This is a genomic window from Testudinibacter sp. P27/CKL/0425 (genome assembly GCF_052931395.1).
Genome location: NZ_CM128801.1, coordinates 1,402,478 through 1,417,515, shown reverse-complemented (window position 1 = coordinate 1,417,515; position 15,038 = coordinate 1,402,478). Strand labels below are relative to the sequence as shown.

At 48.2% G+C, this 15,038-nt stretch carries 10 protein-coding genes and 1 tRNA gene; 4 read left to right on the top strand and 7 right to left on the bottom strand.

What is annotated here, in order from left to right; genetic code table 11:
- Position 1: 1 nt before the first annotated feature.
- Both ACUHGC_RS07010 and ACUHGC_RS07005 read right to left on the bottom strand, forming a co-directional pair.
- On the bottom strand, positions 2–622 hold the full coding sequence (locus ACUHGC_RS07010; RefSeq protein WP_446832638.1) for a DMSO/selenate family reductase complex B subunit: 621 nt from the start codon (positions 620–622) through the stop codon (positions 2–4).
- Positions 622–3,078, bottom strand: coding sequence for a DmsA/YnfE/YnfF family dimethyl sulfoxide reductase (locus tag ACUHGC_RS07005; RefSeq protein ID WP_446832637.1), 2,457 nt, complete (start codon positions 3,076–3,078; stop codon positions 622–624). Before ACUHGC_RS07005 ends, ACUHGC_RS07010 begins: the two co-directional genes overlap by 1 nt.
- Positions 3,079–3,158: 80 nt before the next feature.
- Between ACUHGC_RS07005 and ACUHGC_RS07000 the strand changes: the two genes are divergently transcribed.
- On the top strand, positions 3,159–3,986 hold the full coding sequence (locus ACUHGC_RS07000; RefSeq protein WP_446832636.1) for a DMT family transporter: 828 nt from the start codon (positions 3,159–3,161) through the stop codon (positions 3,984–3,986).
- Between the two features lie 117 nt (positions 3,987–4,103).
- Positions 4,104–4,670 carry an acetate uptake transporter gene (locus ACUHGC_RS06995; RefSeq protein WP_446832635.1) on the top strand — a complete coding sequence of 189 codons (567 nt, stop codon included), beginning with the start codon at positions 4,104–4,106 and terminating at the stop codon, positions 4,668–4,670.
- 157 nt (positions 4,671–4,827) lie between these two features.
- On the opposite strand, the gene tyrA is transcribed toward ACUHGC_RS06995, so the two are convergent.
- The 4 genes from tyrA to gltB all read right to left on the bottom strand — a co-directional run bounded on the left by tyrA (position 4,828) and on the right by gltB (position 13,122).
- A complete protein-coding gene (gene tyrA, locus ACUHGC_RS06990) occupies positions 4,828–5,952 on the bottom strand; it encodes a bifunctional chorismate mutase/prephenate dehydrogenase (protein ID WP_446832634.1) in 1,125 nt (374 codons plus the stop codon).
- Positions 5,953–5,979: 27 nt separating this feature from the next.
- Positions 5,980–7,050, bottom strand: a complete 1,071-nt coding sequence (locus ACUHGC_RS06985; RefSeq protein ID WP_446832633.1) for a 3-deoxy-7-phosphoheptulonate synthase — start codon at positions 7,048–7,050, stop codon at positions 5,980–5,982.
- Between the two features lie 149 nt (positions 7,051–7,199).
- Positions 7,200–8,609 (bottom strand): FAD-dependent oxidoreductase, encoded by a 1,410-nt coding sequence (locus ACUHGC_RS06980; RefSeq protein ID WP_446832632.1) that lies wholly within the window; start codon positions 8,607–8,609, stop codon positions 7,200–7,202.
- 55 nt (positions 8,610–8,664) lie between these two features.
- Complete coding sequence (gene gltB, locus ACUHGC_RS06975) at positions 8,665–13,122, bottom strand: glutamate synthase large subunit (protein WP_446832631.1); 4,458 nt, start codon at positions 13,120–13,122, stop codon at positions 8,665–8,667.
- Positions 13,123–13,438: 316 nt separating this feature from the next.
- Here gltB and rpsO point away from each other — a divergent pair, with 316 nt between their 5' ends.
- Together rpsO and ACUHGC_RS06965 are read left to right on the top strand one after the other, a co-directional pair.
- Positions 13,439–13,708, top strand: coding sequence for a 30S ribosomal protein S15 (rpsO, locus tag ACUHGC_RS06970; RefSeq protein WP_446832630.1), 270 nt, complete (start codon positions 13,439–13,441; stop codon positions 13,706–13,708).
- Between the two features lie 255 nt (positions 13,709–13,963).
- Positions 13,964–14,053 (top strand) — tRNA-Ser (locus ACUHGC_RS06965).
- Positions 14,054–14,196: 143 nt separating this feature from the next.
- Here the strand turns inward: ACUHGC_RS06965 and ACUHGC_RS06960 are convergent.
- Positions 14,197–14,661 (bottom strand): hypothetical protein, encoded by a 465-nt coding sequence (locus ACUHGC_RS06960; RefSeq protein ID WP_446832629.1) that lies wholly within the window; start codon positions 14,659–14,661, stop codon positions 14,197–14,199.
- Positions 14,662–15,038: the final 377 nt, after the last annotated feature.

Genomic DNA, 15,038 nt, shown 5'->3' with positions numbered 1-15,038 from the left:
ATTACACCTCCTTCGGATTAGCCAGGAAACCGCTGCGATCATCGGTCGGCTTCGCATTATTGTTCAAGCGCAGGGCAATATTCGGCTGCGTGTAGTGCGACGGTGGCAGTGGCGTCACATCTTTCAGATCACCATATTTGGCTTTCAATTCATCGATAGGCAGCAGATCCAATGCGCGCAGCGGACAAGACTCCACGCACATCGGTTTTTTGCCCACTTCCACCCGTTCAAAGCAGCCGTCGCATTTGGTCATTCTGCCTTTTTCTTCGTTATATTGCGGTGCACCGTATGGGCAAGCCATGCTGCAATATTTACAGCCGATACACACATCTTGATTCACCACTATAAAGCCGTCTTCCCGCTTGTGCATTGCACCGCTCGGACACACTTTGGCACATGCCGGATCGGTACAATGGTTGCACGAGATCGACAAATAGTAGGAAAACACATCTTGCGTCCACACCTCGCCCTCTTGCTTCCAACCGCCGCCGCAATATTCATAAATTCGGCGGAAACTGACGTCCGGGGTTAAGTCTTTATAGTCTTTACACGCCAGTTCACAGGTTTTGCAGCCGGTGCAGCGTTGTGAGTCGATATAAAATCCATATTGTTTTGCGCTCATCATTCACCTCCCACGCGTGCGACTTCAACCAAATTGGTATGTTGCGGATTGCCTTTTGATAATGGCGACGGGCGCTGTGTGGTCAACACGTTAAAGCTACCGTTTTGATCAACTTTCTGCCCGTCCGGCGTGTACCAGGCGCCTTCGCCCATCGCAACCACACCCGGCAAAATCCGTGGTGTAACATTCGCCAGAATGCGGGTTTCACCCCGACCATTGAAAATCCGCACCATTTCATTGTGTTTGATGCCGCGTTTTTCCGCATCAATTGGGTTGATCCACAGTGATTGCAACGACGCTTGATCCAACACATCGACATTGGCATAAGTGGAGTGCACTCGCGATTTAAAGTGGAAACCGACCAGTTGCAGCGGGTATTGCTCACTCAACGGATCATCATAGCCCTCAACCGCAGGCGCATAAATCGGCAATGGGCTGATAATATCGCCCTCCGGCAATTCCCAGGTCTCGGCAATTTTTGCCAACCGTTCGGAATAAACTTCAATTTTGCCCGACGGTGTCGTCAATGGATTCGCCTCCGGATCTTGGCGGAATTTTTTGAACGCCACCATGTGCCCTGACGGATCTTTTTGTTTAATGATGCCGCGCTCTCTAAATTCCTCGAAACTGATTTCTTGGAAGAACGGATTTTTCTCTTGGGTGAGTTTGTACAAGTGACGCAGCCACTCTTCTTGGGTGCGCCCTTCGGTGAATTTCTCTTTCGCGCCCATTTTTTCTGCGATACCGGCTAAAATTTGATAGACCGGTTTGCATTCAAATTGCGGCTCGATCGCCTGATCGGCGAAAATCACATACCCCATGTTGCCCGCCGAGCCGTCCATGCAGAAATCCGCCTGCTCGGAGGTGGTGCAGTCCGGCAGTAAAATGTCGGCACATTTAGCGGTGGAAGTCATGTGATTGTCAATCACCACTAACATTTCACACTTGCTCTCATCGTTTAAAATTTCTAAAGTGCGGTTGATGTCGGAGTGCTGATTGATAATGCAGTTACCAGCGTAATTTAAAATAAATTTAATCGGCTTATTCAGTTTTTCTGCGCCTTTTAAACCGTCTTTTAACGCGGTCATCTCTTCGCCGCGTACCACCGCATCAGTCCACATAAAAATTGAAATCTTCGCTTTGATCGGATTTTCGCCTACTGGCATTCTCACGAACGGAATGGTGTAAAACCCTTCGCGTGAACCGCTGTTGCCGCCGTTGATCCCAACGTTACCGGTTAAACAAGCCAGCATCGCAATCGCACGCGCCGCTTGTTCGCCGTTCGCATGGCGCTGCGGCCCCCAACCTTGACAGATATACACTGGTTTAGTAGTCGCAATTTCACGGGCTAAACGTACAATGGTGTCTTTCGGAATTGCGGTGATTTTCGATGCCCATTCCGGCGTTTTCGCAGTTTGGTCGTCGCCTTCACCCAGAATATAGGCTTTATAGTGCGCATTTGGTTTGGCAGACGCCGGCAATGTTTTTTCGTCGTAACCGATGCAATAGGTATCAAGAAAATCTTGATCAACCAAATTTTCGGTGATCATCACATACGCCATGCCTTCGACAAACGCCGCGTCGGTGCCCGGACGAATCGGCACCCATTCGCCTTCGCGTCCGGCAGCAGTGTCGTTATAACGCGGATCGATCATGATCATCCGTGCGTTCGACCGCTCTTGTGCTTGTTGAAATAAGTATGTTACGCCGCCGCCACTCATTCGAGTTTCCGCCGGGTTATTACCGAAATACACCACCAATTTGGAATTTTCAATATCGGTCGGGCTGTTGCCGGCATTGCTACCGTACATAAACGGAATGGATTCAAAAATTTGCGAATAGCTGTATGTACCGTGGTGCCCTAAGCAGCCGCCGATACTGTTCATAAACCGGCTGGAAATGCTGCGTGGTGGCGGGTAAGACGCGGCAACCGTTGCGCCCAAAGTACCGGTGGCAAACGGCATATACAAGCTCTCGTTGCCGTGTTCGGCGATAATCCGTTTTAAATTATCGGCAATTTCGGTGAACGCTTCTTCCCATGTGATACGTTTAAATTTGCCTTCGCCTCGTTTGCCGACCCGTTTCATCGGGTATTTCAAGCGATCCGGATTATACACCCGACGGCGCATTGAACGCCCACGTGCGCAAGCCCGCACTTGGTGAAAATCGCCGTAAATATCATCGCCTAAATTATCGGTTTCGACATATTTAATCACGCCGTCTTGAACGTGCATCCGCAACGGACAACGGCTGTGACAGTTGACGGTACAAGCGCTCCACACCAATTTTTCCTGATCAGCATTTGCTGTGCTGACCGCACTTTGCCCTTGCTGAGCGGAAACCGGCAAACTGACCGCACTTGCCGCCAACGCCACGCCACCTAACGCGGCACTGCCTTTCAGCAAATCGCGTCGGCTGGTCGAAAAATTCGGATCATGTTTGGATATTTTCTCCATAAGACCTCTCCCCACTAAAAATAAAATTCAAAAAAAGAAATGATTCACGAGGGATAATAGCGAAATTAGCCTACATCATTATGTCGCTGTCGGGTGATAATGCATGGTGGTCGGCAGCGCTACGTTTCGTCTTTATGCTACCGATGCTCTATCTGCTGCTCGGGATGCGCATCAACCGAAGTGCGGTTTATCGCGAAATTCAGCGCGCCCCTCGGCAGTGGCTGTTATGGTCGAGTGTCGGCTTCGGGCTGTTTTACCTGCCGCTGACCCTGTCGGCGGATTATGCTTCCTCTTGGCTGGTCGCCAGTTCATGGCAAATCACGATTATCGCCGGCATCCTATTAACACCGCTGTTCGGGCAGCCGATTCCGCTTAAAAATCTGCTGTTTTCATGCGTGATTGTACTCGGCATCGGATTACTGCAAATTGATAATCTGCGTACGTTATCGCTCACCGAGAGCCTATATCCGCTATTGTTGATCATTATCGCCGCCTTTGCCTACCCGCTCGGCAACCGCAAAATGATGGCGCTAATCGGCAATTCGCTCACCACCCAACAACGGGTTTACGGTATGGTGCTGTGCTCAATGCCGTTTTGGCTGCTAGTGATCACGATCGCCACTTTCAAGAGCGGTTTGCCCTCTGCATCACAGCTGACCCAATCGTTTTTCGTCGCACTGTTTTCCGGCGTGATCGCCACCATTCTGTTTTTTAAAGCCACCGAACTGGTCAAACATAATATGAAACAACTTGCGGTGATCGAAGCGACACAAGCCGGTGAAATTCTGTTTACCCTGTTAGGCGGTGTGCTGTTATTGAGTGATCCACTACCGAGTGGCTTGGCGTTTGTCGGACTACTGATTGTTATTATCGGGATTCTTATCAACGGTTTCTCGGCAAAAGCATAAAAAAGCGGCAAAATAGTCGCAATTTCAGCCGTTGCAGTATTTATTTCCCAGCTAAAATCATTCATACTAGCGCCCGTTTTATCGACACTTTTTTATTGCAATTTAAGGAACTTATTTATGTCTAACAACGCAGCCAATTATGCAAATCCGGGCCCATTAGGTTTATGCGGTTTTGCACTGACCACGTGGTTATTGTGCTTAATTAACGGCGGATTTTTTGATACTCAATCCATTGGCTTAGTCTTGGCAATGGCATTCGCCTTCGGCGGTACTGCACAAGCCATCGCCGGGATCATGGAATTCAAAAAAGGCAACACCTTCGGCTTCACCGCGTTTATCAGCTACGGTGCATTCTGGTGGTCTTGGGGCTTGTTCGTTGCCTTTTTCAAAGGTGAAACCCCGGCGACTTTCGTAGCATGGTACTTAGCGGCATGGGGCACTTTCACCCTGATGATGTTCATCGCCACCCTGACCAAACCACGCGCTTTACAAGCGATTTTCTTTTTCCTGACCTTAACGTTCTACGCATTGGCAATCGGTGATGCCACCGGCAACCACGGTATCGTTAACGTTGGAGGCTACTTAGGCTTAATCACCGCACTTTGCGCTTTCTATCTGGCAGCCGCTGAAGTGATCAACGAATCTTACGGCAGAACCGTGCTGCCGATTGGTGAGAAGAAATAAGCCACTGGCTTGAAAATCATTTAAAAAAACATACCGCACTTTGCAACGAATTAAATTATCAGCAAGTGCGGTATTTTTTAGATTTCAAAATTAACTACATTTTGTCTACTATGCTAAAATTAGACTACCAATTGGTAGCCTCTTGCTATAAATATAGTCAAACCTGTTTATAATCGTTCGCCTGTTGCAACAGTTGTCGGCTCTCTTTCATAAATACTTCGGAGTAATTGCCGAACCAATCGCTCACCTGTTTAAATGCTTTACTGAAACCGGCGCAATCGTTGTTTTCAAAAAACGCCAGCGCTTCCTGATAGCTGTCTTTCAGCGATTCGATCACCGCCAGATTTTCCGGTTTATCCAGAATAATATCGGCATACAGTTCGCCGTCTTGCGCAAATAAGCGCCCGATCATCGCCAGTTCTAAGCGGTAAATCGGCGATGACAACGCCAACAGTTGCGCCAGTTCAACCGGTTGACGCGATAAATGCAAACCGTTGGCAAAGGTGGCAAAGTGGCGCAACGCCTGAATATAGGTCATATTTTTATCATGTTCTGTCGGATCGATGCTGTGAATCGTCGCACCCCAGATTTGCATTTGTTGCAAAATCCATTGGTAACGCTCAGGATAGCGTCCGTCACAACGCACGATCACTTGCTTGGCAAAGCTGGCAATATCCGGGCCGAACATCGGGTGCAAGCCCAACACCGCGCCTTTGTGCACCTGCAGCATTTTTTCGACCGGCTGGCGTTTCACCGAGGTGAAATCCAGCAACAGCATATTTTCACGCAAGTGCGGTTGCAGCCGCTCAATGGTTTCCAAAGTGCTGCGGATCGGTACGGTGACAATCACCACGTCGGCATCGTGTAAAATTTGATCCGCACTTTGCCACTCGGCACGTCCCAAATTTTCCACCTGATAGCCCGACAACTGAAAATAGCGCCCGAACAATCCGCCCAATTTGCCTTTGCCGCCGACAATCACGATTTTTTTGATCTCGGGATTCACGGTTTTAAAGCCTTGCTTGTGTTCATTTTGATAAGATTCGCGCATAATTCGGCGCAACAAATCCTCAATCAAATCCGGCGGCACACCGATTTTTTCCGCTTCACGGCGGCGCGCAGCCAGCATTTCCGCTTCCCGCTCCGGCACATACACCGTCAAGCCGTGCTGATGTTTCACCTGCCCGACTTCCGACACCAGCTGCAAACGTTTTTCCAATAATCTCAATAAATCGCGATCCACCTGATCGATTTCATCTCGCAGTGCCTGCAATGGCTGCATTCTGCCGTCTCCCCTATTTGTCTGCTTCTATGTAGTTCGATTCAATAACTGTTGGTGAATTTTACGCAATAATTGCTCGGTTGTCTGCCAATCAATGCAGGCATCGGTGATTGAAACGCCGTATTGCATATTGGCTCGCGGCTGTTCCGAACTTTGGTTGCCGGCACACAAATTACTTTCCAACATTAAACCGGTGATCGATTGATTGCCGTTTAAGATCTGCTGCACTGCATCTTCCGCCACCAGCGGCTGACGGCGGTAATCTTTATTCGAATTACCGTGGCTGCAGTCGATCATAATCGACTGCTCTAATCCTGCCGCTTCCAATTCGATTTCACATTGCTGCACAAATTCGGTAGCGTAATTCGGCTGTTTTCCGCCACGCAAAATCACATGGCCGTCGCGATTGCCGGCGGTTTGCAGCAGGCTGACCTGCCCTTGTTGGTTAATTCCGATGAAGCGGTGCCCCATTGATGCGGCTTTCAGCGCATTAATCGCAGTTGCCAAACTGCCGTCGGTGCCATTTTTAAAGCCGACCGCCATTGACAAGCCCGATGCCATTTCGCGGTGGGTTTGCGATTCGGTGGTGCGTGCGCCGATTGCCGACCAGCTGAACAGCTCCGCCATATATTGCGGCGAAATCGGATCAAGCGCTTCGGTTGCCAATGGCAATCCCAATTCCGCCAAATCAATCAGCAACTTTCTCGCCAACTGTAAACCATACTCTACATTAAAACTGCCATCCAAGTGCGGATCGTTGATCAGCCCTTTCCAACCGACGGTGGTTCTCGGCTTCTCAAAATAGACCCGCATTACGATATACACCGTGTCTTGGATTTCTTCCACCAAGGCTTTTAATTTATGCGCATATTCCAGCGCCGCCTGTGGATCATGAATCGAGCAAGGTCCAATCACCACCAGTAAACGTTTGTCTTGCTTATGAATAATCTGTGAAATGTCGTAACGTGATTGTTCGATTTGATGTTTTAACGCCAGCGATAACGGGAGTTTTTCTTTCAATTCTTGTGGCGTGATTAATACTTTTTCATCTTGAATATTGACGTTGTGGATTGAGTCTTTATTGGCAACTGCGTTCATAGGATTCCTTCGCTTATCTTTTTATTTTGTAAAATATATATTACATCAAGTGTATCAATATAATTACAATAATCTATCTTGAGAAAAAATTCAAGACATAAAAAATCCTCGCTAAAAAACGAGGATTTTAGTCAACATTATTGACGGAATTAAATCTCTAAATACGCCATGATGCTATGTGCCGCGTCGCGCCCTTCGGCAATTGCCGTCACCACTAAATCGGAACCACGGGTAATATCACCACCGGCGAAAATTTTCGGGTTTGCCGTTTGCTGTTTGAACTCGCCCTGCGCTTCAATTCGTCCGCGACTGTCGGTGGTCACTCCGACCGCACTTAGCCAAGGCATGGCGTGCGGTGCAAAACCAAACGCTACGATCACCGCATCGCACGGCATCAATTCTTCGCTGCCCGCTATGATTTGCGGACGGCGGCGACCATTGGCGTCCGGCTCGCCCAATTCGGTGCGCACGATATTGATGCCGACCACTTTGCCGTCAGCGCTGGTTTCAATCGACACCGGTTGGGCATTAAAGTAAAAATTCGCCCCTTCTTCTTTGGCATTTTGTACTTCACGGCGGCTGCCCGGCATATTTGCCTGATCACGACGATAAACACAGGTTACTTCAGCCGCTTGTTGACGTAACGAGGTGCGCACGCAATCCATCGCGGTGTCACCGCCGCCCAGTACCACCACTTTTTTTCCTTGCATCGAAACGAAATCATCACACGCCAGCCCCATCACATTTTTGGTATTGGCGATTAAAAACGGCAAAGCGGAATAAACGCCAACAGCGTTTTCATTCGGGATCTCCGCCTGCATACCTTGATAAGTACCGACGCCTAAAAACACCGCGTCATAGTCGTTTGCCAACTGCTCAAGGGTAACTTCTTTGCCGATTTCCACGTTCAGCTTAAATTCAATCCCCATTTCGGTGAAGATTTCCCGGCGGCGGATCATCACCTCTTTTTCCAATTTAAACGACGGAATGCCGAATGTCAGCAAACCGCCGATTTCCGACTCGCGCTCATACACGGTTACCGAAACACCATTTTTGATCAACTGTTCAGCGCAGCCCAATCCTGCCGGACCGGAACCGACAATCGCCACTTTTTTCCCACTGTGAGGAATGTCTTTGACTGTTGGTCGCCAGCCCATTTCAAAGGCTTTTTCAGTTAAATATTTTTCCACGCTACCGATGGTGACCGCACCAAATTCGGCATTCAAGGTGCATGCCCCTTCACACAGCCGATCTTGCGGGCAAACCCGTCCGCACACTTCCGGCAAGGTATTGGTTTCGTGCGCCAATTCCGCCGCTTCGATAATCCGGTTTTCATATACCAGCTTCAACCAATTCGGAATATTGTTGTGCAACGGGCATTTGTGTTGGCAATACGGATTGCCGCACTCTAAACAGCGATCCGCTTGTGATGCCGCTTGAGGTTGCTCATAAATTTGATAAATTTCAATAAATTGCGTTTTGCGCTCCGCTAATGCTTTTTTCGGCGGATCGATTCTCGGCAAATCAATAAATTGATAAACATTTCCTTGCTGACTCATACTGTTCTTTCCTGTCTCTTTCCAAGTGCGGTCTGACCGCACTTTTACTATTTGATTATTGAGTAACAACCCGTAGTTCATCTACGGTACGACGCTGATGCCCTAATAGCGAATTAACATCTTTCGCTTTAGGTTTCACCAACAGGAAACGTCCGAGATACTCCGTCCAATTTGCCAAAATGCGTTCGCCTTGCGGGCTGGCGGTGTTTTCAACGTGTTCGGCAATCAAACCGCGCAGATATTCTTGGTGGGTGATCAATTCACTCAACGGCAACGCTTCGATCAATTCCGGATTGAGCCGAGATTCGAATTTTCCGTCGCTGTCAAGAATATAGGCAAAGCCGCCGGTCATGCCCGCACCGAAGTTGATTCCGGTTTTGCCCAACACGCACACCACACCGCCGGTCATGTATTCACAACCGTTATCGCCGATGCCCTCAATCACCGCCGTCGCACCGGAATTTCGCACGGCGAAACGCTCCCCCGCACGCCCTGAAGCGAACAACTTGCCGCCGGTTGCACCATATAAACAGGTGTTGCCGGCAATGGTGGACTCTTCCGGTTTAAAGATCGTGCCGCTGTGCGGGCGGATCGCAATTTTGCCGCCTGCCATGCCTTTGCCGACATAATCGTTGGCGTCGCCGGTCAAATGCAGATTGATTCCGCCAGCCAACCACACGCCCAGACTTTGCCCGACCGTGCCGTTTAAACGAATATCAAACTGCCTGTTCTCGCTGCCTTTGTTGCCGTATTGTTCGGCAATCAGCCCCGATAAGGTTGCGCCGACCGAACGATCAGTATTGCGTACGTCGTAGCTCAAATCTAAATATTGATTGCCTTCCGCTTTTTGTACCTCAGCAACAATCGCACGGTTCAGATCACCCTGATCCATCGTCGGATTGGCTTCAATGCAATAACGTGCGCTGCCCTCAGGGACTTTCGGCGCATATAACAGTCCGCTCAAATCCAAAGCGTGCTGCTTGGCGGTTTTGCCCTCGACAATGGAAAGTAAATCGGTGCGCCCGATCAAGTCAGTTAATTGGGTTACCCCCAATTCCGCCATTAATTCACGCACGTCTTGTGCAATAAATTTAAAGTAATTCATCGCTTTTTCCGGCAAGCCGTGATAGTGATTTTGACGCAGTTTTTCATCTTGCGTGGCAATGCCGGTAGCGCAGTTGTTCAAATGGCAAATCCGCAGATAACGGCAACCCAGTGCGATCATCGGCCCGGTGCCGAAACCAAAACTTTCCGCCCCGAGAATCGCCGCTTTGATCACATCTAAGCCGGTTTTCAACCCTCCGTCCACTTGCAACCGCACTTTGTGACGTAAGTTATTTTCGACCAACGCTTGCTGCGCTTCCGCCAAGCCCAACTCCCACGGAGATCCGGCGTATTTTACGCTAGATAACGGACTCGCCCCCGTGCCGCCATCATAACCGGCGATGGTGATCAAATCCGCATAGGCTTTTGCCACCCCGGTCGCAATCGTGCCGACACCCGGCAGAGAAACCAGTTTGACCGAAATCATCGCTTTCGGATTAACCTGTTTCAGATCGAAAATCAGCTGAGCCAAATCTTCAATCGAATAAATATCATGGTGCGGCGGTGGAGAAATCAGCATCGAGCCCGGCACGGAATAACGCAATTGCGCAATGTACGGCGTAACCTTATCGCCCGGCAGTTGCCCGCCCTCGCCGGGTTTCGCCCCTTGCGCCACTTTAATTTGGATCACTTCGGCGCTCATCAAATACGCCGGGGTAACGCCAAATCGCCCTGAGGCCACTTGTTTGATTTTTGACACTTTTTCCGTGCCGTAACGCTTCGGATCTTCGCCGCCCTCGCCCGAGTTGGAATAGCCTCCCAAACGGTTCATTGCCACTGCCAGCGCTTCATGCGCCTCCGGCCCAAGCGCACCGATACTCATGGCTGCCGAGTCAAAACGTTTATACAGTCCTTCCGCCGGTTCGACTTCATCCAGTGCGATCTTTTTCTGCGGATCGACATTCAGTTTTAACAGATCACGCAATGTGGTCGCCGGACGATTGTTCACCGTATCGGCATATTGGCGATAAATTGAATAATCGCCGCTATTCACCGACTGCTGCAAATAGTTAACCACGTCCGGATTATAAGCGTGATACTCCCCTTGCGGTTTGTATTTCAGGTAGCCGCCGTTGTCCAAATCCTGACTGGCACGCCATGCGGCTTTATTCAGGGTTTTCAGATCGGCTTCCAATTCGGCAAATCCTGCGCCTTTGATGCGTGAACGAATTTTACGGAAACACAGCTCAACAACTTCCTCGCCCAAACCGACCGCTTCAAACAGGTGCGCACAGCGGTAAGAGGAAATGGTGGAAATTCCCATTTTCGAGATAATTTTGTATAAGCCTTTATTGATGCCGTCACGGAAGTTCGCCATCACGCTGCGCAGTGGTTTTTTGATCGCGCCTTCGGCAATCATCTGCGCCAAACTTTCATACGCTAAATACGGATAGATCGCCGTTGCGCCCAAGCCGATCAACACTGCAAAGTGGTGCGGATTGCGCGCTGAACCGGTTTCCACCACAATATTCGCATCACAACGCAAATTGGTATCGACCAAACGCTGTTGCACTGCACCGACGGCTAACACAGCCGGAATCGGTAAGCGATTTTTTGCCAAAGTGCGGTCGGATAAAATCAACAGCACCGAACCGTTGCGTACCGCACTTTCCGCCTGATCACACAACGCCAACAGTGCCGCTTTTAACGAGGTTGTTGTAGCATCATACGTTGCATCTAACACTTGATGTTGATAATAAGTCGGCTCTAAGCCTTTTAATTGTTGAATATCGGAATACAGCAAAATCGGCGACTTAAAGCTGACGCGGTGCGACATCCCTTCGGTTTCAAAGAACACGCTCATCTCGCGCCCGATACTGGTGTTCAGGCTCATCACGTGTTTTTCACGCAACGGATCAATCGGCGGATTGGTTACTTGGGCAAAATATTGGCGGAAGTAGTTATAAATCACTCTCGGTTTTTCGGATAATACCGCAAACGGCGCATCATCGCCCATTGAGCCGACCGCTTCTTGCCCATCCTCGCCTAGCACGCGAATCAGATTTTCCAGCTCTTCTTTGTCATAACCAAACTGCTTCTGGTGAATTAAAAGTGCGGTTCGATCCAATTCCGCTTGTCCGATCTGTTCGTCCGGCAGGTTTTCATACGGATTCAAACGCAATACGTTTTTATCTAACCAAGTGCGGTACGGATGGCGCAGTTTCAGTTCGGCGTCAATTTCATTCGAATGAATTAATTTGCCGTTCTCCGTGTCGATCACCAACAGCTCTCCCGGTCCGACCCGCCCTTTTTCCACCACCTCATCAGGCGCATAATCCCAAATGCCAACCTCACTGGCGATGGTGATCAGTTTATCTTGGGTGATCACATAGCGCGCCGGACGCAAACCGTTACGATCCAAAGTACAGGCCGCGTGCGTACCGTTGCTTAATACGATCCCCGCCGGGCCGTCCCATGGCTCCATGTGCATCGAGTTAAAGTCATAAAACGCCTGCAATTCGTCGTCCATATCCGGATTGTATTGCCACGCCGGCGGCACCAATAAGCGCATGGCGCGGAATAAATCCATGCCGCCGTTGACAAACAGCTCAAGCATATTATCCAACGAACTAGAATCAGAACCGCTTTCGTTGACAAACGGCGCAACCGATTGCAAATCCGGAATCAATGGGGTGTGATATTTATAGGCACGCGCCCTTGCCCAAGCACGGTTACCGGAAATGGTATTAATTTCGCCGTTGTGTGCCAAAAAGCGGAACGGCTGTGCCAACTTCCAACGTGGCAAGGTGTTAGTGGAAAAACGTTGATGAAATAGGCAAATACCGCTTTCCATACGCAAATCCGCCAAATCCAAATAGAATTTCGGCAAATCGCGTGGGATACACAGGCCTTTATAGATAATCACCTGACTGGACAAACTACAAATGTAAAAATCAGGGTGCTCGATCCGCATTTCAATACGGCGACGCGCCATAAACAAACGGCGCTCGATATCTGCACGCCCCCAGCCTGCCGGTGCATTGACAAACACCTGCTTAATTGCCGGCAAACTGGACGCAGCAATTTCGCCTAGCACCGATTTATTAATCGCCACATCACGCCATGCAGCAATAGTTAATGTTTCACGAGTCAGCTCCTCTTTGATGATCGCTGTATAATCTTCAATCAGTTGCGGATCGGTCGGCAGAAAAATCTGGCCAACGGCAAATTCCTTACCTAAGCGCCAACCTTGTTCTTCTGCTAAAAAACGGAAAAAACGCTTCGGCATCTGCATATGTAAGCCGCAGCCGTCGCCGGTTTTTCCGTCGGACAGCACCGCTCCGCGATGCTGCATGCGCGATAAGCCTAAAATTGCAGTTCGCACTACTTTATGGCTGGGTTTTCCTTCTAAATGGGCAATCAGACCAAAACCGCAGTTTTCCCTGATCTCATCTCGGTTATAAAGCATAATCCACTTCCTGTATTGTCTAACGTCTTTTTATAATATTGTTAGAAAATACAAATAAACAGGGCCTTAGTCAAAATATTTTTATCATTAATGCATATAAAATAAATTTTATTCAAAATAATCAGCGATTAACAAGATATAATTCAATTTAAATTTGATAACACTTATCAATTGCAGCTAAAACGATTTACTCGACAATTTTTACGCATCATGATTGCAATCTGTGGCAACTCCAAGTAAAATGCGCGTTCCCTGTCATAGCTGAATTAGAGATCGGCTATTGATGTATTTTTCACTCAATTTTTTAGGAGTTATTATGTCTCTAAGCGCAGAAGCAAAAGCGAAAATCGTTGCTGATTTTGGACGTGATGGTAAAGACACCGGTTCTTCAGAAGTTCAAATCGCATTATTAACAGCGCAAATCAACCACTTGCAAGGACACTTCAGTGTTCATAAGAAAGACCATCACGGTCGCCGTGGTTTATTACGTATGGTTTCTCGTCGTCGTAAATTGCTAGACTACTTAAAACGTACTGATCTTGAGCTTTATACCTCAACTATCGCACGTTTAGGTTTACGTCGCTAATCAATCTTCTGATTTCCAAGCCCTGCCACTGCGCAGGGCTTTTTTGTTCTCGCCACTAAACCGCACTTTGCTTCCTGATTCATTTATAGATCCCTATTTTTCCTTGAAAAAACAGCTACTTTGCATAGAAGTTATACAAAAACAAGCTGATTCGCTTAATATTTCCACAAACGATAAAAATATCATAAATTCTTTGTTGACTTGATTCCGTGAAATTTGTATCATCTGCGCCACTCGTTAAGAGTCAACTGCCGCGGAGGAATGGTCGAGCGGTTGAAGGCACCGGTCTTGAAAACCGGCGAGGGTTTACGCCCTCCGTGAGTTCGAATCTCACTTCCTCCGCCACTATTCATAGAGAGCCGTAAGTTAGTCAATAACTTACGGCTTTTTCTTTTCTGAAATTGCGCTGCTATCTGCCATTTTTCAATATGAAAAAAGCCTGCTACAAGAGCAGGCTTTGGAATCACTTATTGTTGTGGAAATATGGGTTATAACCCGCCTTTAGTGGTTGGATCAAATCCGTCTAAACGTCCACCAATCGGGCGTTGTTCCAGATCTAATCCGCCTTTGGTAGTTGGGTCAAATCCGTCCATACGTCCGTCAATCGGGCGTTGTTCCAGATCTAAACCGCCTTTGGTAGTCGGATCGAATCCGTCCAAACGTCCGCCAATCGGGCGTTGTTCCAGATCTAAACCGCCTTTGGTTGTCGGATCAAATCCGTCCATACGTCCGCCAATCGGGCGCTGTTCCAGATCTAAACCGCCTTTGGTTGTCGGATCAAATCCGTCCATACGTCCGCCAATCGGGCGCTGCTCCAGATCTAAACCGCCTTTGGTAGTCGGATCGAATCCGTCCAAACGTCCGCCAATCGGACGCTGTTCCAGATCGTTTGCTTGAACATTCAAAGCCATCATACCTAATAATGTTGTAGCCAATAGAGATTTATAATTCATTTTAAAATTCCTTTTTTTAAGAAAAATCATTTAATAAAAAACAAACTCGCCAGGGTGTTAACTTTATAGTCCTATTACGCTCCAAAATAAACTGAGATTACTATCATTTACATCACTATCACTAGCGTTACTTTTTATTTAACTTAATGAATCTCATGAAAAATTAAAATAAAATGCGTATTTTTCAGTAACCAAGCCAGCGGTCATATCAAGTGCTTTCACACGTTTTCAGCTTGCCGGTTCTCCCTGTTCTTTCATATACAGTGTATGATTAGAAATAATGACTAATTGAAATATTCATTTAGTCAATTTGAACCTTTTCCAACCTTTATAGATGTTTTTGAACAAAACAAATACCGCACTTCTCCAAGTGCGGT

Excerpts from the sequence above, each read along its gene's own strand:
- ACUHGC_RS06995 (WP_446832635.1), top strand. The coding sequence starts at position 4,104 with ATGTCTAACAACGCAGCCAATTATGCAAATCCGGGCCCATTAGGTTTA.
- tyrA (WP_446832634.1), bottom strand. The coding sequence starts at position 5,952 with ATGCAGCCATTGCAGGCACTGCGAGATGAAATCGATCAGGTGGATCGC.
- ACUHGC_RS07000 (WP_446832636.1), top strand. The coding sequence starts at position 3,159 with ATGTCGCTGTCGGGTGATAATGCATGGTGGTCGGCAGCGCTACGTTTC.
- ACUHGC_RS07010 (WP_446832638.1), bottom strand. The coding sequence starts at position 622 with ATGAGCGCAAAACAATATGGATTTTATATCGACTCACAACGCTGCACC.
- ACUHGC_RS06960 (WP_446832629.1), bottom strand. The coding sequence starts at position 14,661 with ATGAATTATAAATCTCTATTGGCTACAACATTATTAGGTATGATGGCT.
- gltB (WP_446832631.1), bottom strand. The coding sequence starts at position 13,122 with ATGCTTTATAACCGAGATGAGATCAGGGAAAACTGCGGTTTTGGTCTG.
- rpsO (WP_446832630.1), top strand. The coding sequence starts at position 13,439 with ATGTCTCTAAGCGCAGAAGCAAAAGCGAAAATCGTTGCTGATTTTGGA.
- ACUHGC_RS06980 (WP_446832632.1), bottom strand. The coding sequence starts at position 8,609 with ATGAGTCAGCAAGGAAATGTTTATCAATTTATTGATTTGCCGAGAATC.
- ACUHGC_RS06985 (WP_446832633.1), bottom strand. The coding sequence starts at position 7,050 with ATGAACGCAGTTGCCAATAAAGACTCAATCCACAACGTCAATATTCAA.
- ACUHGC_RS07005 (WP_446832637.1), bottom strand. The coding sequence starts at position 3,078 with ATGGAGAAAATATCCAAACATGATCCGAATTTTTCGACCAGCCGACGC.